General features: G+C 44.3%; 25 protein-coding genes, 1 tRNA gene and 1 pseudogene. 14 read left to right on the plus strand and 13 right to left on the minus strand.

Features of this window, described 5'->3' with window-relative positions; all coding sequences use genetic code 11:
• Positions 1 to 6: 6 nt before the first annotated feature.
• Complete coding sequence (gene thpR / locus ACLGLO_RS05435; RefSeq protein WP_492127903.1) at positions 7 to 570, minus strand: RNA 2',3'-cyclic phosphodiesterase; 564 nt, start codon at positions 568 to 570, stop codon at positions 7 to 9.
• Between the two features lie 398 nt (positions 571 to 968).
• On the opposite strand from thpR, the gene ACLGLO_RS05440 reads away from it, so the two are divergent.
• The 3 genes from ACLGLO_RS05440 (at position 969) to ACLGLO_RS05450 (ending at position 3,446) form a co-directional block, all read left to right on the plus strand.
• On the plus strand, positions 969 to 1,214 hold the full coding sequence (locus ACLGLO_RS05440) for a hypothetical protein (RefSeq protein ID WP_492127904.1): 246 nt from the start codon (positions 969 to 971) through the stop codon (positions 1,212 to 1,214).
• Between the two features lie 2 nt (positions 1,215 to 1,216).
• On the plus strand, positions 1,217 to 2,242 hold the full coding sequence (locus ACLGLO_RS05445; protein ID WP_492127905.1) for a pyridoxal-phosphate dependent enzyme: 1,026 nt from the start codon (positions 1,217 to 1,219) through the stop codon (positions 2,240 to 2,242).
• A gap of 193 nt (positions 2,243 to 2,435) precedes the next feature.
• Positions 2,436 to 3,446, plus strand: coding sequence for a TackOD1 domain-containing metal-binding protein (locus ACLGLO_RS05450; RefSeq protein WP_492127906.1), 1,011 nt, complete (start codon positions 2,436 to 2,438; stop codon positions 3,444 to 3,446).
• Between the two features lie 50 nt (positions 3,447 to 3,496).
• On the opposite strand, the gene ACLGLO_RS05455 is transcribed toward ACLGLO_RS05450, so the two are convergent.
• Complete coding sequence (locus ACLGLO_RS05455) at positions 3,497 to 4,168, minus strand: CRISPR-associated protein Cas4 (RefSeq protein WP_492127907.1); 672 nt, start codon at positions 4,166 to 4,168, stop codon at positions 3,497 to 3,499.
• Positions 4,169 to 4,183: 15 nt separating this feature from the next.
• Positions 4,184 to 4,444, minus strand: a complete 261-nt coding sequence (locus ACLGLO_RS05460; protein ID WP_492127908.1) for a hypothetical protein — start codon at positions 4,442 to 4,444, stop codon at positions 4,184 to 4,186.
• A gap of 89 nt (positions 4,445 to 4,533) precedes the next feature.
• Here ACLGLO_RS05460 and ACLGLO_RS05465 point away from each other — a divergent pair, with 89 nt between their 5' ends.
• Positions 4,534 to 4,728, plus strand: a complete 195-nt coding sequence (locus ACLGLO_RS05465; RefSeq protein WP_492127909.1) for a ribbon-helix-helix domain-containing protein — start codon at positions 4,534 to 4,536, stop codon at positions 4,726 to 4,728.
• Between the two features lie 19 nt (positions 4,729 to 4,747).
• Here the strand turns inward: ACLGLO_RS05465 and ACLGLO_RS05470 are convergent, their stop codons facing one another.
• On the minus strand, positions 4,748 to 5,521 hold the full coding sequence (locus tag ACLGLO_RS05470) for a TrmB family transcriptional regulator (RefSeq protein ID WP_492127910.1): 774 nt from the start codon (positions 5,519 to 5,521) through the stop codon (positions 4,748 to 4,750).
• Positions 5,511 to 5,888, minus strand: a complete 378-nt coding sequence (locus ACLGLO_RS05475; RefSeq protein WP_492127911.1) for a hypothetical protein — start codon at positions 5,886 to 5,888, stop codon at positions 5,511 to 5,513. Before ACLGLO_RS05475 ends, ACLGLO_RS05470 begins: the two co-directional genes overlap by 11 nt.
• Positions 5,889 to 6,127: 239 nt before the next feature.
• On the opposite strand from ACLGLO_RS05475, the gene ACLGLO_RS05480 reads away from it, so the two are divergent.
• Both ACLGLO_RS05480 and ACLGLO_RS05485 read left to right on the plus strand, forming a co-directional pair.
• Entirely contained in the window at positions 6,128 to 6,298 is a 171-nt protein-coding gene (locus tag ACLGLO_RS05480) for a 50S ribosomal protein L40e (protein ID WP_492127912.1), read from the plus strand.
• 44 nt (positions 6,299 to 6,342) lie between these two features.
• Positions 6,343 to 6,448: transfer RNA gene (locus ACLGLO_RS05485), tRNA-Cys, on the plus strand.
• Positions 6,449 to 6,520: 72 nt separating this feature from the next.
• On the opposite strand, the gene ACLGLO_RS05490 is transcribed toward ACLGLO_RS05485, so the two are convergent.
• The 3 genes from ACLGLO_RS05490 to ACLGLO_RS05500 all read right to left on the minus strand — a co-directional run bounded on the left by ACLGLO_RS05490 (position 6,521) and on the right by ACLGLO_RS05500 (position 7,864).
• The gene (locus ACLGLO_RS05490) at positions 6,521 to 6,973 is read right to left on the minus strand and encodes an RNA-binding domain-containing protein (protein WP_492127913.1); all 453 of its coding nucleotides are present in this window, start codon (positions 6,971 to 6,973) and stop codon (positions 6,521 to 6,523) included.
• Positions 6,940 to 7,515 (minus strand): AAA family ATPase, encoded by a 576-nt coding sequence (locus ACLGLO_RS05495; RefSeq protein WP_492127914.1) that lies wholly within the window; start codon positions 7,513 to 7,515, stop codon positions 6,940 to 6,942. Before ACLGLO_RS05495 ends, ACLGLO_RS05490 begins: the two co-directional genes overlap by 34 nt.
• Before the next feature lie 82 nt (positions 7,516 to 7,597).
• Positions 7,598 to 7,864 carry a hypothetical protein gene (locus ACLGLO_RS05500; RefSeq protein ID WP_492127915.1) on the minus strand — a complete coding sequence of 89 codons (267 nt, stop codon included), beginning with the start codon at positions 7,862 to 7,864 and terminating at the stop codon, positions 7,598 to 7,600.
• A 215-nt stretch (positions 7,865 to 8,079) separates the two neighbouring features.
• Between ACLGLO_RS05500 and glyA the strand changes: the two genes are divergently transcribed.
• The 3 genes from glyA to ACLGLO_RS05515 are packed head-to-tail and all read left to right on the plus strand — an operon-like array spanning position 8,080 to position 10,408.
• Positions 8,080 to 9,378: a serine hydroxymethyltransferase gene (glyA, locus tag ACLGLO_RS05505; protein ID WP_492127916.1), complete on the plus strand. Its 1,299-nt coding sequence runs from the start codon at positions 8,080 to 8,082 to the stop codon at positions 9,376 to 9,378.
• Positions 9,379 to 9,396: 18 nt separating this feature from the next.
• Positions 9,397 to 10,215, plus strand: a complete 819-nt coding sequence (locus ACLGLO_RS05510) for a nicotinamide mononucleotide deamidase-related protein (RefSeq protein WP_492127917.1) — start codon at positions 9,397 to 9,399, stop codon at positions 10,213 to 10,215.
• Positions 10,184 to 10,408, plus strand: coding sequence for a hypothetical protein (locus tag ACLGLO_RS05515; RefSeq protein ID WP_492127918.1), 225 nt, complete (start codon positions 10,184 to 10,186; stop codon positions 10,406 to 10,408). The genes ACLGLO_RS05510 and ACLGLO_RS05515 overlap by 32 nt, the downstream gene beginning before the upstream one ends.
• A gap of 217 nt (positions 10,409 to 10,625) precedes the next feature.
• On the opposite strand, the gene ACLGLO_RS05520 is transcribed toward ACLGLO_RS05515, so the two are convergent.
• Positions 10,626 to 11,912, minus strand: coding sequence for an RNA-guided endonuclease InsQ/TnpB family protein (locus ACLGLO_RS05520; protein ID WP_492127919.1), 1,287 nt, complete (start codon positions 11,910 to 11,912; stop codon positions 10,626 to 10,628).
• Complete coding sequence (locus ACLGLO_RS05525; RefSeq protein WP_492127920.1) at positions 11,887 to 12,519, minus strand: IS607 family transposase; 633 nt, start codon at positions 12,517 to 12,519, stop codon at positions 11,887 to 11,889. Before ACLGLO_RS05525 ends, ACLGLO_RS05520 begins: the two co-directional genes overlap by 26 nt.
• A 306-nt stretch (positions 12,520 to 12,825) precedes the next feature.
• Between ACLGLO_RS05525 and ACLGLO_RS05530 the strand changes: the two genes are divergently transcribed.
• The 4 genes from ACLGLO_RS05530 to ACLGLO_RS05545 all read left to right on the plus strand — a co-directional run bounded on the left by ACLGLO_RS05530 (position 12,826) and on the right by ACLGLO_RS05545 (position 14,699).
• Positions 12,826 to 13,248: a hypothetical protein gene (locus tag ACLGLO_RS05530; protein ID WP_492127921.1), complete on the plus strand. Its 423-nt coding sequence runs from the start codon at positions 12,826 to 12,828 to the stop codon at positions 13,246 to 13,248.
• 72 nt (positions 13,249 to 13,320) lie between these two features.
• Positions 13,321 to 13,692, plus strand: a complete 372-nt coding sequence (locus ACLGLO_RS05535; RefSeq protein WP_492127922.1) for a metal-sulfur cluster assembly factor — start codon at positions 13,321 to 13,323, stop codon at positions 13,690 to 13,692.
• 34 nt (positions 13,693 to 13,726) lie between these two features.
• Positions 13,727 to 14,149, plus strand: coding sequence for a Holliday junction resolvase Hjc (hjc, locus tag ACLGLO_RS05540; protein WP_492127923.1), 423 nt, complete (start codon positions 13,727 to 13,729; stop codon positions 14,147 to 14,149).
• Between the two features lie 250 nt (positions 14,150 to 14,399).
• Positions 14,400 to 14,699 carry a winged helix-turn-helix domain-containing protein gene (locus ACLGLO_RS05545; protein WP_492127924.1) on the plus strand — a complete coding sequence of 100 codons (300 nt, stop codon included), beginning with the start codon at positions 14,400 to 14,402 and terminating at the stop codon, positions 14,697 to 14,699.
• 76 nt (positions 14,700 to 14,775) lie between these two features.
• Here ACLGLO_RS05545 and ACLGLO_RS05550 read toward each other — a convergent pair whose 3' ends face one another.
• Both ACLGLO_RS05550 and ACLGLO_RS05555 read right to left on the minus strand, forming a co-directional pair.
• The gene (locus ACLGLO_RS05550) at positions 14,776 to 14,934 is read right to left on the minus strand and encodes a hypothetical protein (RefSeq protein WP_492127925.1); all 159 of its coding nucleotides are present in this window, start codon (positions 14,932 to 14,934) and stop codon (positions 14,776 to 14,778) included.
• On the minus strand, positions 14,931 to 15,170 hold the full coding sequence (locus ACLGLO_RS05555) for a hypothetical protein (RefSeq protein WP_492127926.1): 240 nt from the start codon (positions 15,168 to 15,170) through the stop codon (positions 14,931 to 14,933). The genes ACLGLO_RS05550 and ACLGLO_RS05555 overlap by 4 nt, the downstream gene beginning before the upstream one ends.
• A 275-nt stretch (positions 15,171 to 15,445) precedes the next feature.
• On the opposite strand from ACLGLO_RS05555, the gene ACLGLO_RS05560 reads away from it, so the two are divergent.
• A complete protein-coding gene (locus ACLGLO_RS05560) occupies positions 15,446 to 17,599 on the plus strand; it encodes a glycosyl hydrolase family 18 protein (protein WP_492127927.1) in 2,154 nt (717 codons plus the stop codon).
• 289 nt (positions 17,600 to 17,888) lie between these two features.
• Here the strand turns inward: ACLGLO_RS05560 and ACLGLO_RS05565 are convergent.
• Positions 17,889 to 18,011 (minus strand): annotated as a pseudogene (locus ACLGLO_RS05565) (hypothetical protein); the annotation flags it as partial.
• Positions 18,012 to 18,752 lie beyond the last annotated feature (741 nt).

The following is an 18,752-nucleotide window of genomic DNA, read 5'->3' on the forward strand; positions in this document are numbered from 1 at the left end:
CGGCTTTCATCCACGCAATTTTTGGATGAAAAGATCTTTATATATTGGCCCTTTTGGAGTCAAAGTGCTTTCTTTGAGTTTGAGTTCATCAAATCTCTCGGTTCCCAAAAACACATCCGCATTTTTTTCGATGAACACTCTCAATCGATCCAGATTTCTCTTCCCCTTAACTCTCCCCAGAGTGATATGTGGAACGAAGTTCCTCTCTTTTTCATATTGGATACCGTAGCTCCTCAGGGCCGAATCGACCTTCCTCTGCAGCTGAACGATCTCATCCGATCCCTCTCTCACACCTGCCCAGACTACTCGGGGGTTGTTTGCGTTTGGAAAGGCACCGATTCCTCGGAACTCCGCATTTATGATGCTTCCCTCGACAGACTTCAAAGCTTCTTTTACAGCTTCAACCACATCGTCCTCAACTTCCCCGATGAATGCTAAAGTTATGTGTAAGTTTTCAGGCTCAACAGTCTTAATGGGAACATCGAGAGACTCCAAGGATCTCTCGATTTCCATCATCTTTTGAATCGTTTGATTGGATTTCACTTCAATAGCAACGAATATCCTTTTCAAACGGCTCTCCTCATGCAATTTTCTTGGTGCATTGATCTCAAAACTGAGAAATAACTTTGTGCAGAGCATAAACTGTTTTTGTTAAGCTGAAGTTTTTTCGAGGGGATGAAGCAAGATTTGGCATGCGATCTGCACTTTGCCCTCCTGGTGAAGCCCTGATGCCTTCGGAACCATCAATTGAGGTAATGAGCTTCATTTTTTGAGCTCTAATGGCGGGGGCGAGGCCAGGAGCTGAATGAAAGTTGATACTATCTCGAACCCCTACGCTACAATGGAAGTGGGAGAACCATCACCCAAAGACCTAGAACAAATCAGGGCTAAATCGTCTTGAGCTGAGAATAATTTAATATTCCTTTAATCTCAGAATTTTAAGCACTGAGATTTTAAGGTGCAGTAACATGGGAGACTATTTGGAAGATTTGAAAGAAAAAATTTCACAAAAGCTCAGCGAGAAGGGCATAAAGATCCTTCCGAAAACCGGAATGTTGCGACTGGTGAAGGACAGCGAGATCGTCATGGTGCTGACAGATAAAGGAGACTACATTGAAATGAGCTACAAAGGGCAGAGCTATAAGTACGACAAGTGGTATACTAAACCAGAGCATTTGGCTCCAGTTATACTTAGACAGTTTGGAGCAGAATGAGTATGAAGTTTACTTTCGTCTGCCCTAAGTGCGGATACTCTTCAGAAAATCCTACAAAAGACTGGAGATGTCCGAACTGCAGGTCACCGCTGAGCGTTGCGGTTTCGGGAAGGTTCAGAAGAAGGTCTATCTTGGGAGAAGGAAACACTCCTCTTGCGAGGATCAAGAAAGGAGACAGAGAGCTTTTTTTCAAGCTTGAATACCTGAATCCTTCGGGCAGCTTCAAAGATAGGGGAACAGGGTTCACGGCTCTGTATTTCGAAAAATGGAAAAAATGCACGTATTTCGTAGAAGACTCTTCGGGGAACACGGGAGTATCAACAGCGGTCTATGCAGCTAGTTTGGGCAAGAAGGCGGTGATTTTTGCACCGAAGACAATTGCTAAGTCAAAGGCGAAGCTCCTTTCTATGCTTGGAGCATCTCTCAATATAACGGAAACGAGAGAAGAAGCGTATGAAAAGGCCCTTTCTCTTGCTGCTGAAAATCCCGATGCATGCTATATTGGTCACATGGTCAACCCCGTATTCAACCTGGGAATGTCATTCATCGTTGACGAAGTCCTCAGTGAAGCAGGAGGAGGGTTCACTGACGTGATAGTTCCGCTAGCTTCAGGGACGCTGCTCTTGGGCATCTACCAAGGATTCTCCAGAAACAACGAGAAAAATGGGGGAATGCCGAGGCTTTGGGCTGTGCAGCCCACCAAGACAGGCTATCTCAGAGGAAAAGTTAATATTGTCAGGGACGCGACTGGTCCTTCTGACCTAGCTGATGCCTTAGTTGTGAAGAGCCCCGCACGTCTTGAGGAAATCATTGAAGCTATCAATAAAGCAAAGGGAGGAGGGATAATTATTAACGATGATGATATAAGGCTTGGGCTAAAAGCTCTCTATTCAATGGGCTTCATAGTAGAGCCTTCTAGCGCTTCGGTTTGGGCAGCATATGAATACCTGAAGGAAAAGGGGATGCTTGGAAGCAAGATCCTCATTCCTCTGACCGGCTCAGGTTTGAAGTACATTGAATCCCTGTAGTTGAAGGTTCAGCACAGCAAGATCCCCACACGAAAAAAAGCTGACGAAATTATCAATTCAAAAATGTGCTTCAAAAAATCTATATATAAATCAGATAAAGAATTGGAAGGGGAGGGGTAAGCATCTGTCCAACGCTAATTGGGTTGAAGCGATAAAGAAAGAACCAGGTTTGGCGTCTGCGGTATTCGAGTTTTTGCTGTACCTTTTCAGTTCGAAATACAAGACCCCTTTGCTCGTGCCGCCGGTTATAGAAAGAATATCCTATGATTTTGGGAGCATTGAACTATCAAGCAGTGATTTCAATACTAGCGATGGTCTTTTTCGAAGCATAAAGGCGCTTCGCAGTGCTACAATAGAGGTAGAGGGAGCTAAAGAAAGCATCCTCGGCTTTCTCATCCGCGAGGGATTGATAGAGGAGAAGGAATTTGAGAGAATAGTCGTCTGTCCAGTCTGCGGGTCTCCAAAAGTAAGAGTTGAGCTCCAGTGCCCCTACTGCGGTTCAACTAAAATAGAGCCGCAGGAAATTGTTCAGCATACGGTCTGCGGATACACAGCTCCGAAGAAATCCTTCATTGCTGGAAGCAAGCTCTTCTGTCCAAATTGCAAGACATTTGTCATCGAGAGGGATCTTAAGGTACTTGGAAGAAGCTTCTTCTGTGAGTCGTGCGGGAGAATTTTCAGAACTCCGACCTTCAGGTTCATTTGCCTCAACTACAACACAACACTGCACAAGCCTAGATACTATTTCGAAGCGATCGAAGCTAAAATGAAAGTTCTCATGGGATATGCAATAACAGAAAAGGGAGAGAATGCTTTATTTGAAGGTGAGCTGTTGGTTGAAGCTCTTAGGGAAGCTCTGACTTCAGACGCCAGGATCTCTGTAGTGAGCGGGGAAGAAGCGAGGAGGATTCTTAGAGAGAAGTTTAAGCTGAGCGAGATCGAGTTTCTGGCATTGTTTGCAATGGGGGAAAAGGTAGCTGTGGTGGATGTTGTTGGAAAGGACCCCTTGCCCGCGCTCTTCAAAGCCGGGCTGCTTGCTGCCTTAAAAATACCCTACATCGTCATTGCTCACCCCGATTCTATTAGAGCGCTTACAGAGGCCGAAAAAACATACCCAAACTTCCACGCTCTGAGCCTTTCGTTTTTCAGCATAGACAGATTCAAAGAATTGCTGATCTCCATGCTAGAAGAGGTTCAGAAATGATATGCTTTTAAAGTGCTTCCTGATTGCTGGCAATTAACCTATGAAGAGGGTCATCTTTCAAGGAGGGATGAGGTGAGCTTATAGGGGCAGAAGCCAGCGAAGGGGCAGTGCTTGCATTCCCAGCCCCATTGGGGGATTTTCTCCATCCGCAGAAATCTTTTGACCACTTCGGCAATCTCGATACCTTTGGAAGACACGTTGTATTCGGCGAACCTGTCTGGAGTTACATATATCAGAGTTCCGCTGTGCACTCCTGTTATAGCCATGTAGAGCTTCAGCTGCATAAGGTGGTGCTCCTGGGGGATGTTGGCAGCAGACCTAGCGCTCTTTATTTCGACTATGTTCTGCGGAGAGTAAGCATCGATTCTGCCTTTTATAATGAGCTCTTCACCGTCAATGTTGAGCGTTAAGCTTATTTCCTTCTCGATTTCATACCCTATATCCGCAAGCAGCTCTTCCACTCCCTTGTGCACTATTTCGCCCATCAGCAAATATGGCTCGAATTGAAAGACCAACTCTGTGAACTCCTTCCTGAACTCCCTCTTGAGGGGGCAGTAGACCAGGTCGGTCACATAAATCACTTTTGGATCTTTAAGCTCCTCGATTCTCTGTTTGTAGTCATTCAGCTTCTCCTCATATAGCCTCTTCAGCAAAATGCCGGAAATATCGATAGAAGGCTTACTTGAAGAAGCCTCTTCTCTCTGTGCTTCACGCTCAGACAAAATCTGCTTCCTCCACTACCAGTTCTCGATCCCTGTCGGGTTAGCTTCTGTCAGTACTATTCCGCTCCACTTAATATAGTTGACTATTGTTATGTAAGAATTCTTTGCTTTTTTCTCATCGAGGCACTTTGTTCGGTACACTTCTCCGCTTCTTCCATAAGCAACGATTGCTTTCTTCCCTCCTGGACAGTCTTCCAGCTTTGCTTTTACCAGTTGATTTCCAAGAGCCATTGATTCCAAGTCCATGATGCTGACTGTAGCTTCTTTCGAACCCAAGCGCTTCACCCGATGAGTTGATTCTCCATATATGGTCTCACCTTTTAAATAAGTAGACAGGAAATAAATAAAGTTATGAGGGAAGAAAATTGAAGAGGACGGTGACTCTGAAGCTATCTGACGAAATCCTGTCGATGATAGATGAACTGGTTGCATCAGGCAAGTACAAGAACAGGTCTCAAGTGTTAGTCAAGGCCCTAGAGGACTTTGCCATTAAGGAGAGGTTTGCTGTCACATACCTCCCCCGATCTTCTGGCAGTGGAGAAGCGGAACAGGGGGCATGAGTCTCTCCGCGGACCAGAACTAAGCTTGAACCTCATTCGCCTGGCTCCAGAGGTATTCAAAATATACTTTTCCGAGATCGACGAAGTAGGCGTGATCCGACCACAATCCGTTCAATCTGTCCTCATTTTTGTATATCAGAAGAATTCCATGTCCAATTGCACCGCTTCCAAACATCTCTTTGATCACTCTGAACTTGATGTTCTTCTTCGACATAATTTTATGCGCATCTTCTGCCAATTCTTTCGTTAAAATGACTCTGGCCCTGCCTTCCCAAAAGGCGGACAGAGTTTCAACTATCTCTTCGTTCAGGAGCTCTCTATGCGCGATCGCGAGAGAGATCTCTCTCCCCCTGCCTTGCAGCATTCTCGAGAGGAATTTTTGCACCTCATCCTCATCGATCAGTAGTATTCTGAATAATGGCGATGAATTTGTTGCTACTTTTTCAACGATAGGAATAAGCTTTTCCTCAACTTCCAGCATTTTGCTTTCAATATTTTTCTTCATTTCATTCCATACTTCTCTGATGTTCATTGGATAAAATCTGTAGGGCCTTTCCTCCGACTTTATGACCCACCCCAACCTGGTCAGCTTAGTAAGAGCTTCATATGACTTTGAGTAGGGGAGGTTGAGGTCTCTTGCTATATCTTTCGCTGTAGATGGCCCCTTAGACAGCAGATATAGGTAGACGTCTACTTCTCGCTTGCCAAGCCCCATAAGCTTGAGCAGCTTGCTCAGAGATCTGACTTCAGCGGATATAAAATCGATCGGCTTGAGCCTCTCCTCATCCTTCATCAGTCAGCAACCCTTCCAGGAACTTTACTCCCTCAATGTCAATTATTGGTATCATTATCCAGCCCGGAAGGTTTTTCTCTGAAAACTGAACTTGCTCTCCGCTCTCCACCACCCTGTAAGAAATATATGAGGAATTTCTGCAGTTGCTATCATCCTCTCTGCACTCATAGTAGAAGGTAAGCGGAAGCCCCCTGTATTCATAGTAATTTGGGAATGAAAGAACCAATGCAATGAGCGCCTTGTTCTTTCCTTTGAAGCGGAAGAGAGTTCTCGGAGGAGACATGGGGGTAGCACTCGAAATTGCCAGTTTAGCAAGATCTGAGATCTTGGAGACCCTTATACCTATGATGCTTTTAAGTTCATTCATATTTGCCACCAACGTTTGACTAAAATTGGAGAATCTATCTCAGAATTGGTGTCATACATCACCCGGTCAGAAATACCAACCCTCATCATCGATAACCCTCAATACATTCTTCCATCGAAACGATATATTACATTAACTATTGTTTCGATGCTTGTTATGAAGGATACTGTTAGTGAAGAAAATTAAATAAACCTATCCGGCCGATACTCCATAGTTGAAAATCACGGAGAGGATGTGCCGTGCCAGTTAAGGATCCGGTGCTAGTAAGCATTATGAGCAAAAGGGTGCTGGATAAATTAGTTTGCAGAAAATGCGGTGCTTTAAATCCGATAGGTGCAACCAAGTGCAGAAGGTGTGGAAGCAAAGATCTGAGGCCTAAGAAGAAGAAGCTTGGAATGAAGAAAGGATAATCACTTTTTATAAGGTGCGGAGTACAAAGTTCTATTCAGAGAGAGCCGGGGTGGCCGAGCGGTCTAAGGCGGCGGGCTGCAGATGAACTTGGTAAAGCCTATCAGTTGAAACCCGTTCCATCGCGGGTTCAAATCCCGCCCCCGGCTCCAATTTCAACAGCCATTCGAGTTCGCATTTCCCAATTTAACCGTATACTCCCCAAAAAAACAAAAGCAGCTAGCTTACCGTTCTTCACAGTCTGGCTCTGGGATTCCAATTTCCCTAATCGGCTTACCTTCTCTCGTTTGCGGAGCCAGCCATTCGATAACCAGCTCTATCCTGGGATGCCTTACAGTGAAGATTACTGGACCGAGCGGAGATTCATCTTCTCTACTGACAAACGAAGCCCTTCCAACAGAAAGCGCCTGCTTGTGCAGCATGAAAGTGAGCGTGTCTTCATATTTTCCGCGGAGCAAAAATTTTCGGGCGGAATCTAAGATTCTCTCCCTCCTGAGGAGATCTCTCAGCTTCAGGAGAGAAGACAAGCACGGTGAAGAGGCCACTATTTTCTTGCCGAGCCACTCCCCTTCGATTTTTACTTCAGCTGGGATCATCACAAAATCTATCATTCTGAGCAGAAGCTGCTCGTTTTCAGTTGGCCTCACAGGTATTTCCAGGCGGACTCTTTCGTGCAACTTTTTATCCTCTCCAGGTTTTTCTCAATCAATCGCTCCAGCTCCTCTCTAGTCCCTTCGTTAATTATCAGCGTATCAGATAAAGCTATAACGTCGCCCAGGCCAAAGCCCAACTCTTTCAGATCTCTCTCCAAGAATTCTTTGAAATCACTGGGATCCCCAGGCCTCCCCCTCTCCTTTATTCTCTGGAATCTCAGCCATGGGGGCGAGTATATTGACACGACATGAATGCACTTGGAAAATCTCGCAAAGACTCTTATTTCTTCCAGACTTCTAATCCCATCTATGACCACGGGAAATTCCACATTATCCATCTTTTCCAAAAGCAGTTCCGCTACACCAGCCTTCCCGCGCACCCTCCTGATCTCTTCAGCGATCTTCAAAAGATTTGACTGGGTCTTCTCGAGCCCCCTCTGCTCCACCATTTCTCTTACAACATCTCCTAAGCTGAAAACTTGGAATCCTTTCTTTTTCAGGTATTCAGCTACAATTGACTTCCCAGAACCCGGCATGCCTGTCACTAAAACGACAAGCCTATCCATAGACACCCTTCTCCAGATACGGAAAGCATGCTATAAGAAGGGATCAACTGATAAGTTAAAAAACTTCATTATGCGGAAAGCTTCAGCCTTTCTTAGGAGGAGTTCTTGGCCTAGCAGAGCTTGGCTCGAGCCTTTCGTAATCGGATCCCTGTTCAGGGAGTGGATCATCCCCAGCCTTCAGGAGCCTTTTATTCTCGGCGTATTCCATGAGAATGCTTTCGTCTAGGTCGTACAGCTTTTTCTCATCGATATTTATGTTTCTCGCTTTCAGGAAGTTCAGAAAGTCCTCAAGAAGACCTCCTGACAGTATCATCTCTATAATTTCGTTCTTAGAATGAAGCTCTCCCATCATTTTTCACCCGTGCCAATCGGAAGATTCGACATGGAATTGGTAGTAGAGATTAAGAGTTTTACAAGACCTATTTTTTTATTTCACCTTCCAAATTTTAAAGCTATCTAGTCTCATTTTCAACCTTTTAAATCATTGCAGTGATGATGTATTAGAGTAGCAATATTATTATTCCTGGAAGACTATAACATTGAACGTTGAGCTGGTGAAGAAACTTGTCCAGTCCAAAAGAAATATTGAAAGAAGTTCTCTCGTTGGTCTCTCTCCAGAATCAATGGAGAAGGAAACAATCGATAAATCTCATCGCTAGCGAAAACGTTATGAGCGAGCTGGCTGAGGCAGTTTATCTCAGCGATTTCATGAGCAGATACGCGGAAGGCAAGCCCAAGAAAAGATACTATCAGGGAACGAAGTACATCGACGAACTGGAAATCATGCTGTCTGAGCTACTAGGGAAATCTCTTGGGACCCCCTATATTGAAACCAGGCCTATAAGCGGAACAATAGCCAATGCTTCTGCGTTCAAAGTCTTGGGAGAGCCAGGAGATAGAGCTCTCATTGCCCCAGTTCAGGCAGGGAGTCACGTGAGCCACACAAAGTTTGGCACGCTTGGGGCTTTAGGAATGACCCAGGTCTACATGCCATACGATGAAGAAAATATGAACGTTGACGTGGATAAGGCTGTCAAGATGATAAGGGAGGACAACTTCAAGTTTGTTGTTCTGGGAGGAAGCATGTATCTATTCCCCCATCCTGTTAAAGAGATAGCCTCAGCATCAAAGGAAAAGGGGATAAAAGTAGTCTATGACGCAGCACACGTCTTTGGACTGATAGTGGGAGGCAAGTGGAGGAACCCGCTCAAGGAAGGAGCTGATGCCATGACTGCAAGCACGCACAAAACCTACCCAGGTCCTCAGGGGGGGATCATAGCCTTCAGCGATGAGCCTTTGTACAAAGCCGTCTCCAAAACCATTTTCCCGTACTTCCTGAGCAACCACCACCTTCACAGAATACCAGCGACTCTGGTCACCCAACTCGAAATGATGGAGTTCGGAGAAGCCTATGCTTCTTCGGTAGTCAGCAACGCTAAAGCCCTAGCTGAAGCCCTCGCTCAAGAAGGCTTCAGAGTTTTAGGCGAGCACCTGGGCTATACTCAGAGCCATCAAGTCGTGATCGATGTTTCAAAGCAGGGAGGAGGAGCAAAATGCGCTGAAGCGCTGGAAAAGGCGAACATAATAACGAACAAGAATTTGCTGCCGAACGATCCTCCTGAAGCGGTTCAGAATCCGAGCGGCATCAGGCTAGGAGTCCAGGAGATGACGAGATACGGCATTGGAAAAAGCGAAATGATTGAGATAGCCAACCTGATGAAGAGAGTGGTCATAGAAAGAGAGGATCCAGAAAAAGTCTCGAAGGATGTTGCCGAGCTGCGGAGGAGCTTCACCGTCAGGAAATATGGATACACGCTGAAGGAAGCTGAAGGCTTCAAGGACCTCCTCTTGCTAAGAGCTTAAATCCTGTGGAGATCTGCTATGGAGCCGCCTGGATCCCTTGAAGTCTGGATTATAAATCTGGGAACCGAGTTGCTTACGGGCTTCACGCAGAACACGAATTCAGCCTGGCTGGCGAGGAAGCTCACTTTCATCGGATACTCTGTCAAGAAGATAATTGTGGTCCCGGATGAGTATGCTGAATTCGCTGAAGAGCTCATCAGAGGCATCGATAAGGGGATCGGGATAATAGTCACTACGGGCGGCCTCGGACCGACTTACGACGATTCGACTCTCTCCATGATATCGAAAGCCCTTTCCATCCCATTAGTTTTGAACGAAAAAGCCCTCGTGATGGTCAGAAAATATTACGAAAAGCTGGAAAAAGAGCTGACCGAGGACAGAATTAAGATGGCTAGAATGCCAGAAGGAGCGGAGCCTCTTCCTAACCCTGTAGGTGCTGCTCCAGGAATGATCCTGAGGACGAGGAGGACCTACATAATTTCGCTTCCTGGCGTACCCAAAGAGATGGAAGCTATCTTCGAAAAAGAGGTGGAGCCTGTTCTTAGAAGATGGAGCGGAATCTTCACTAAGGAAGAGACGTTAGTAGTGAAGGGCGTAATGGAATCTTCTCTCGCGCCCTACTTGAACAGGATTGCTAAGCAGTTTCCCTATGCATACATAAAGTCCCATCCAAGGGGAAGCGAGAGAGAGCCCATCATCATCATCCAAGTGCTTGTATCATCCAGAGACATTTCGGACCTAGATTTCAAGCTTTCGGCTATCAGGAAAGAATTAGTCGAAACAATAGGAAGAATTGGTGGAGCAGTTGAGCAGGAAACAGAGCAGAGCCCTATATAGGAGGTTCTTCGTCTATCAAGTTCCATTTTTCGCTATAGGCTTTTCATTGATTTTTTTGTCCTACATCATAGGAGTTAGAGAGGATGCAGGGCTGGTTCTCTTTATATTGGGAGCCTCCTTCCTCATTCTCGCACCATTTCTATCGCTCTACATCATGCTGACCTCTATGCGTAGGGATGGAGCGAAGAGCTGAGCTTTTTCTGGTAGCATTTTCTCTATTAAAAAATGGGAAAATTTATAAGTAATGTTTTCAATAAAAATAACAAGAACGTTATTTTAAGGTTTTTTGCTTTGGAAATGAAGACGTTAGAAGGCTCTGAAAAAGAGGTGGTAGGTTTTGAGCGAAAGCGTTCCTCTCAAACCTTTAGGAAAAGAAGACATAAGAAAGCTGGAACTAGCCGTTTCCCGCTCTAGGTCATTGCAGTTCTCACTAGAGCAGGTTGTGCCTCTTCTCCATGCTTCACGGTGGTCACAGACCACTCCACATGGAGGTCATGGGCACCCTTCGAGCCCAACGGCATGCGGCTCACATCTAGGAGGTATTTCCCAGCTATGTTTATTGCTCCAATGACATCTCTATCATGTGTGAATCCGCAGTTCGGGCACTTCAATATTCTCGGCTTCCAACCGTTCCTCTGGGCATTGCCCGTCATAGGAGCGAGTTTGGAGCCGCATATCGGGCATGTCGAGGAAGTGTAGGCTGGGTCGACAAGGATGTATGAAATGCCGCATTCCGACAGCTTCTCGATTATCAGCTTCTGCACTCCACGCATGCTGGACTGCTTCAACCTGTGTGCATCTAAACCCTTAACACCGTTCTTCTCGATGACCTTATCTTGGAAATTCTCAGGTAAGTCCTCGAGAACGACTACGCCATCTTTAACGGTCTCTACAACAGTTTTAACTAGTTTCCGCTTTAAGTCAGTTTTAACATGTCTTTCCCTAAGTTTCCTCAGGGAAGCTCTGAGCCTCCTGTTATAGGTAGCACCATATTTTTCACCCCAACTCTCCTGTACCGCGGCTCTTCTATATGCGTACCCAAGGACAACTCTAGAGAAGTTTGTCACAATGGTTACTGCCTTATTGTCTGGGTAGCTATATATCGTCACATTGTTCTCGTTAACATCAATGCCGTAAAGCCTTCCCGAAGCATTATTCAATAACTCTGCACCCTTTTCAAAGGCCACATAGAGGAGGAGCCTGTTTCCAACAAGCTTCCACCTAGCATTACTCGCCATCCTCCAGCCCCTATTATAGTATTTCCAGAACAACTTATGGAACTGTAGTGGAACATTAATCCATCCTTTATGCGTAGCAATCTCCGCATCACTAAGCGTAAGCTTCCACAACTGATTGTCGCAGCCAACGCTCCACTTCTTAACGACAGGCTTTTCTGTCTTAGCTAATCCCTTTTCCTCAAGCCTCTCGAAGCTCTTAATCCTCTGAGATGCGTCTCGTATGGCTTCATGAATGTAGTGAGATGGGATACCCGGGTATTTAGTTCTAAACATATTGTAAAGCTTCTTCTTGGCCTTCATCCACGAAGTTACATTGTTTCTCCACATATAATCTACTGCTTCAATCAGTATTTCTCCATATACTCGATAAATATAGCTGAGACTGTCAATCTTGTTCTTCGTGAGAGGTGGCGATGTAATCAGTGCTGTTCTTTTAAGGGTCTTTAACTGCTCGCTCAACCGCTTCCACCACATTCCTATACTTATGGCTTCCCTTGCCGTAGATTCTGGATGCGAAGGAAGTCACAATTTCTATCATGTCTTCCACAAGCTCTTGGTAGAAGTCTCTCGGCTCTTCTTGGAATGCTACAATAACTCTGACTCCATAGGCTTTGAACAGTTCTTCAAGGTAAATGAATCCGAACCTAGTCAGCCTGTCCTTGTATGCTACTAGCAGTACGTCGAATTCATGTTTCTTAGCCATTTCCACGAGCTTCCATAATCCCTTCCTATCCTCTTTGAGACCGCTAGCGACATCTCTTACCACACCTATTAGCTTCCAGTTATTTCGTTCCACAAAACTCTTTAGTGCCTCTACCTGGTTCTCCAACTCCTTCCTCTGGTTTGCCCCGCTGACACGCACATAGATTACTACACGGTTTATCTTAGGGACAGGTGCTTCCTCAACTGGTTGGCCGAGAACACGCTTTACCTCGCTTTCAGGTATCCTCCACCTACCATTAACATTAACAGCTCTAATTCTGCCTTCATTAATCCACCTGCGAATAGTACGGTTAGCGATCCCCAATATCTCACAAACCTCACGAGTACTGTAATAGCGTTCCATCAATTAATCTCCAGAATAAAATAACCTACAAAGACCTTAAAAAACCTTTATGATAGAAACTGCAGATAACCCTTTTCAGAGAAGACGTTCTAGAGAAGATAAGGAGTTCAGAAGATAGGCTGACTTGGCTGGATTCTCTGATAGTAGCAGCTGGGGCTTTAGCAAGAGAGAGGGGCTGTAGCGTGTTTGATGGTTGGAAGAAAGATTTATAAGTATTGACATGTTTAATTATTTCAATGTAGGATCCGCTCACGCGATGGGAGCAATGCTCTAAGCCTGGGCGGACTAACTCTAGATGGGAGCCCAGTGCCGTTGGGCTCGACGGCCGCCCATGAACCCAGGGGGAATGTAAAATCCCTGTGGGCAAGGTGGAACTCCCTAGATGCGAACATGAAAACATATAATGATTGGAATGAACATCTAGAAGGAAACGGTAACTACACTGTGGAAAAAATAGCTGAGGAGCTTGGGAGAAGCGAATCGACAATCAGGAACCATCTGCAGGGGAAAACTGAAGCAGGAAAGCTCGTCAGAGAAACTTACGAAACAATAAAAGCAAAAGGAGGCATTCTAGAGCTTCCAGTAACAATCAGCGTTGCTCAACAAGAAGAGCTGAATAAGGTGAAGGAGCAGCTGGCGCAGTCCGAAGAGAAAATAAGGAAGCTGGAAGAGAAGATCAAGAGTGCAAGGGAGAAGCTCTCTCAGCTTCTCCAAGAGCTTTCAAGCTGATTTTTGGAAGATAACGAATATAGATATAAAGCATATTACTTTTTCCATTGAATATAGCGAAGGAGTTTTGCCATGAATTCGGAGGAACTGAAGAAAAAAGTAATTGAAGCGCTCCGTCAGGTGTATGATCCGGAAATACCAATAAATGTTTACGATTTGGGGTTGGTTTATGAGCTGAAAGTGAGCGAAGATGGTGAAGTTTACGTAAGGCTCGGCCTAACGACGCCGTTCTGCCCTCTTATAACCGAAATAGCTTCAGCCGTTGAAGATGAGATTGCCAAGCGGGTTCCCGAAGCCAAGAGCGTGAAAGTAGAGCTCGATCTGTCTACTCCCTGGTCCGCCAGCATGATAACTAAGGAAGGCAGAGAACAGCTCAAGGCCATTTATGGTTATGACATTGTCGAAGAAATGCTCAAAAGGGAGCAAGAACAATCTAATGTTTAATAGATATATATTAAAAGAGCATAAGTGGGAAAAAATGAGCAGTTATCAGAAGAAAAACAGAATTAGGGGCTTCCAGAAAGAGAGGGATCTTGTCAGGAAGCTCTGGGAGCTCGGTTTCGCGACTATCAGAGCTCCTGCTAGCGGAGCGAAGGCAAGAGCTACATATCAGCCAGACATCATAGCGGTGAGGGACAACAAGATATTTGTTATTGAAGTTAAATCGCGGAAGAGCACAGACGTGGTCTACATTGATCAGTACCAAGTACAAAAAGTGGAAGAGTGGGTGAAGAGGGCTGGCACGAATGCTGCGGGATATATAGCAGTCTACTTCGACCGGAAGCAGGGATGGAGGTTCGTTCCCATTGCTTCGGCTACGAAAACTGACAGCGGTGGTATAAAGATAACGAGGGAAGAAGCCGAGAAATTTCCATCTCTCATGGAATTTGGCTCTGTTTAATCCTTCAATAATGTTTGGTCTGAAATTTCGCTTTTTTATCATCTAATCGTTAAGGACGGAAAGCACCCCGGACTGCACGCGCTCTCTAGAACAATAAAGACGAAAAGGTGCTATTATAAACAGATAAATATAAAATTTTTACATATTGTGAAAAAAACCGGTAAGTTTAGCAGATTTTATATGTCTAGGATACAAAATAGCTTTTCGAAGTAAGAGCTTTACAGTTTGGGTTGAATGTGGTGTGATTAGTATGGATGAGAAAAAAGTTAATTTTGAAGAAAGCGCCCTTATTCCCGTTAGACAGAAGAGAAACTACCTGGAAATCATCTCTGACATTCTGTCATCCATCCCTGACGAAGGAATCAAGATGACTCATCTAGCAAACAGGGCCCTTCTAGATTACAAGATCATGGTGAAATATCTGAAACAGCTGGAAAGAGAAGGTCACGTCACTATAAATAGCAAAGTCTACATAACCGAGAAAGGAAAAATCTTCCTAGAAGAGTATAAAAGATTAAAAAGCCTGATATCTTCTAGCAAGACAAACTGATAAATTTTCATCTTCAAAGCAAAGAAAGATCAGGCCAAACTCATATATCAGACAAAGATGGAAGGCCTTATGTAGACTATACCATGTGAATCTTGTCCGCGAGAACATCCCGGATCCTCGTCTCTGCATTGCTCTCAACAAAGTTGTAGAGCTTTCCGAAACCCCAGTGGAAGATGAATACGCCTTTAGCGGTTGCGTAGAGCTTCACTAGGGCTGTTACGGCTCCCCACATCATCTCCTCAGCTTGCCTTGTATCCCCTCCTCTCTATGTGCTAAGGCCTCCCTATAATAGTTCTCGAAGATCGACCTATAATGTTCAACGCGCTCCGATGGATCAGCATCTAAGCTCCTAAATTCTTCGATTATATCATCCACATCCCACCCAGTAGCCTCAGTCACCTCCCTTACCCACAGCTCATCACGCTTCTTACCATGTACCAGAGAATCCCTAAAATAACTGACATCGCACAATTATTTCAAATACGGCTGCTGATATACTGGGTAGTTCATTTTCATGATTTCTTCGAGAAATATGAGAAGATCTTCTGTTTCTCAATCCGCTCTAAAACACCTTTGTATAGATAAATAGTATTGTATCATCATTACTAAAACTATATTAGGAAAAGTTCTACAAATTTTTAAGTTTTCAATAAGAAGATGTTGCTCGATTTTCAAACTGAAAGATTTTGAGAATAAAAATTTAAAAATAATCCATAATAAAGATAATTATAGAAGGGGTGAGATTATTGACCCTCAAAATAATTAACAACCTTGAGAAATTTGCTTTAATAACACTAATAATTGCCTCAGCGATCATATTGGTTATTGGAATGAATGTAATTTCAACTTATGCGCTAACAACTTATAGTCTCACTGTCAATGTTCACAATGCTCAGGGCTATTCTCTGCCTGCATCTGGTGGAACTATTGGTGTTGCTCTCTACGACTCTAACTACGTCTATGTTACTGAGAGGAGTGTGAGCTATGTTGGCGGGTCGGGTTACGTCTCTGTAAGCTTCAGCAATTTGACTGGCGGATTGTACAATGCTGAGGTGTATAATAGACCTAGCGTAGGCTTCGGCTACTCGGAGTTCTGGGGCTCGATGAGCATCAATCTGAATAGTAATATGGCTGTGGACTTCTACAGGGTCAATCCATTCATTACTTCGCTCTCATCTACTGCGAGTAGTGTGGTGCCTGGCCAGTCTTTCACGGTGAATATAGCTGTTAGGAATAATGCTGCTGCTTCTAATAGTGTTAAGCTCCGCGTCATTATTGACAGAGATGAAGCCTCTCCATGGGACTTCGACTACAACACTTCGTATGCGTCCATCTCCAGCGGTTCAACGTATACTTTCAGTATTCCCGTGACGTTGAGCAGCAGTGGGAGCTACTACATCTACGTCTTGGTCTACACCTACATAAACAACAAGGATGTTCTGACCGATCAGTATGTGTGGAGTAAGATAGTCGACGTCTACGCGCTAAATGCCTCAATCATTGATCTAGCAGTAACAAACCCCATGACGGGGGCGCTGGCTTCAACCAACAGCTCTTCTGTAAATGTATCGTTGGTCGTCTATGCTTCTAGTAGTGTTAACCTAACAGTAGAGGTATCAGTATTCGATGATACTACTTATGTGTACAAAAACAACTACTCCATTACAATTAATCAGGGGACTCAGATCTATGACTACAGCTTTGCAATACAAATGCCAGGTAATGCTTCGCCAGGGCTCTACTCGGTAGGAGTAACGGTCTATTTCAACGGTAATGTTCTAGATAAACGCATCATGTATAATGTCATCTATCACAGCACCTGGTTAAACTATGCGGGACCTAGTCTAAATCCGTGTTACGGGATCTACCTGCCCCCGCGAACATTTAATGATATCAACATACTCTTGAGTGCTGTTAATACACTTGCATCAATAGATCCATATAGTAGTCAAAGAAGTTGGTTCTTAATAGTAAACATTGGTAGCATAGACGTTTACGGGAATATAGATACTTCAATAAGTAAAGAAAACGTGGCTAGCTTCTTTAACTGGTTAAACAACATCAGGGAAAATGAACCTAGTACAACTATCTATGTGATAGCATGGCTCAACTTGAACCTTTATGTAAGTGGGGGAGATATAAAAATCGATAGAAGTGCTATCGAAAGTACGCTAAAAATGCTGATGGATATGGGTTTTGATGGTGTTCTATTCGATATAGAGCCATACCCAAAGAGCACGATGGACTACAATGATATAGCTTTGATTTATCAAGTAAGGAACGAACTGCTTGCAAATAATTACTCTATTAAGAGATTCCTCATAATGTATGCTGTTAGCCCCTCAATAGCCAATGATATTGCCTCTCTCGAAATGTACAGCAATTATGCTGATGCAGTGAATATCATGATGTATGATACAGGCTCTTCATCGGGAGCAGAGTACATAAGTAAGTCAGTGGACTCGATTGTTAAGATAATAAGTGGCAGCAGAATACCTGTTTTAATTGGCCTGCCAGTTCTATCAACAGGTAAGTCAGGGTATCATGATCCAACGGTAGAAAATGCTTACAACTTAGTTGTTGCGCTCCTTCAGGCCGCCCAAATAGCTGATAGTTGGGATGTCTATAAATCGCTAAATGGGATAGTGCTGTTCCCATATGATCAGAACCTTGTAGCAGAAGAGAAGGTCTTAGCGACGAACGCAGAGCTTATGGCTATCCTCACAGGCTATACATTTGCCAAAGTGAAACTTTCGCCATGGCTTCTCCTACTAGTTGGAGCCTACGATAATACCTTGTCATGGGTATACGGTGATGTAATTAGTAAGTTGGAGATTGTAGGAAGGGTCTATTATCCACAAGGTATATACCGCTTCAGAGTCTACATACTACCCGTATAACAGACGCATTAAACCCAGATTATTTTTCATTTTTATTTCACAGGTTTAGGATTCTACGGCCCCTCTAATAGTTGTAGCTATCAGAATGCTTTTAAACAGAGGAAGGCGGATAAGACGAGGAATGAGACTGGGCAGATGCCGAGATTCGAACTCCAGGGATTAGTGTCAGGGATACCCATCTTTAGGGAATCCTCAACATGTGGACTCATCCTCCTCGACAAACCATTTAGCAACAGCGCTCGCATTAAAGAAGAGACCGGGCTTCATCTACGATCCCTGAAGTCTCTGATTACCTCGCTAGGAGCTTCCCGGGCTTTGCTTTACGGAAGACTTCATCCATAACTCTCAGAGCCCATTTAACCTCCTCTTCATGAACTTTCTCCTCTAGGGCTCTCCGGACGACATAGCTCCAGTTGACACCGCTAAGCTATTCATCCTTTCCTTAAGCTCCCTGGGAATCCTAACAGTGATCTTGACGGACATGGCACCACCAGATAAGGTATGTCATGTGAGGGCCTATAAGTCTCACTTATGCAAGTGCATGAGTTAGCCATAAATGGAGACATCAGCCGAGAGGACCAAGTTATTCACTGGTATCAATGCTTCCTTATATTGTAGGCAAATACTCTTTTGAGCCCTCATCAATCTGTTTAACTAGGCCTGGGCTCAGGCTAGGCTACCACAAGCTAAATTTTCTTAGCACCAGGCTCATGCGGGTTCGATCTCTGGAACTGCTTAACTAGGTTTTTAAGTGACTCAAGGCTCCTTGGCTTATAGTATGGGCAATTTAGGCATATAGAGCTAGCCTTAGCAGGTCTAGTGAGATGTAAAGTAACTCGAATATTGATACATTGCTTATCATAGTCTTCTCTAAGTATGTCATGGCATCAACTGCTTCACAGCTTTCCCTAGCTAGGTCAAGGTGCTCACTTCAAGGCGGTATATTGTGGTCCTTGTCTGTTTTAAAGGAATTCAAAAGTCTTCAAATCGGCCAAGATTCTGTCAATTAAGCATAAGTTGTCAGTAAACGAATATCCTGAAGTACTGCAAGATATTTGCCTCTGCTCTCATGCACAGGCAGAAAATTCAATAGAATTTCTCGAGAAGTCATCGATATTGCCGAGAGGCTGAGACGCTCTTCCCTAGAAGATTT

This window comes from Fervidicoccus sp. SLHALR4, assembly GCF_058692745.1.

Coding starts and splice junctions, on each gene's coding strand:
- ACLGLO_RS05440 (WP_492127904.1), top strand. CDS start 969: ATGGGAGACTATTTGGAAGATTTGAAAGAAAAAATTTCACAAAAGCTC.
- ACLGLO_RS05445 (WP_492127905.1), top strand. CDS start 1,217: ATGAAGTTTACTTTCGTCTGCCCTAAGTGCGGATACTCTTCAGAAAAT.
- ACLGLO_RS05470 (WP_492127910.1), bottom strand. CDS start 5,521: ATGAAGGATGAGGAGAGGCTCAAGCCGATCGATTTTATATCCGCTGAA.
- ACLGLO_RS05475 (WP_492127911.1), bottom strand. CDS start 5,888: ATGAATGAACTTAAAAGCATCATAGGTATAAGGGTCTCCAAGATCTCA.
- ACLGLO_RS05495 (WP_492127914.1), bottom strand. CDS start 7,515: ATGGATAGGCTTGTCGTTTTAGTGACAGGCATGCCGGGTTCTGGGAAG.
- ACLGLO_RS05500 (WP_492127915.1), bottom strand. CDS start 7,864: ATGGGAGAGCTTCATTCTAAGAACGAAATTATAGAGATGATACTGTCA.
- ACLGLO_RS05510 (WP_492127917.1), top strand. CDS start 9,397: ATGGAGCCGCCTGGATCCCTTGAAGTCTGGATTATAAATCTGGGAACC.
- ACLGLO_RS05525 (WP_492127920.1), bottom strand. CDS start 12,519: ATGGAACGCTATTACAGTACTCGTGAGGTTTGTGAGATATTGGGGATC.
- ACLGLO_RS05535 (WP_492127922.1), top strand. CDS start 13,321: ATGAATTCGGAGGAACTGAAGAAAAAAGTAATTGAAGCGCTCCGTCAG.
- hjc (WP_492127923.1), top strand. CDS start 13,727: ATGAGCAGTTATCAGAAGAAAAACAGAATTAGGGGCTTCCAGAAAGAG.
- ACLGLO_RS05545 (WP_492127924.1), top strand. CDS start 14,400: ATGGATGAGAAAAAAGTTAATTTTGAAGAAAGCGCCCTTATTCCCGTT.
- ACLGLO_RS05550 (WP_492127925.1), bottom strand. CDS start 14,934: ATGATGTGGGGAGCCGTAACAGCCCTAGTGAAGCTCTACGCAACCGCT.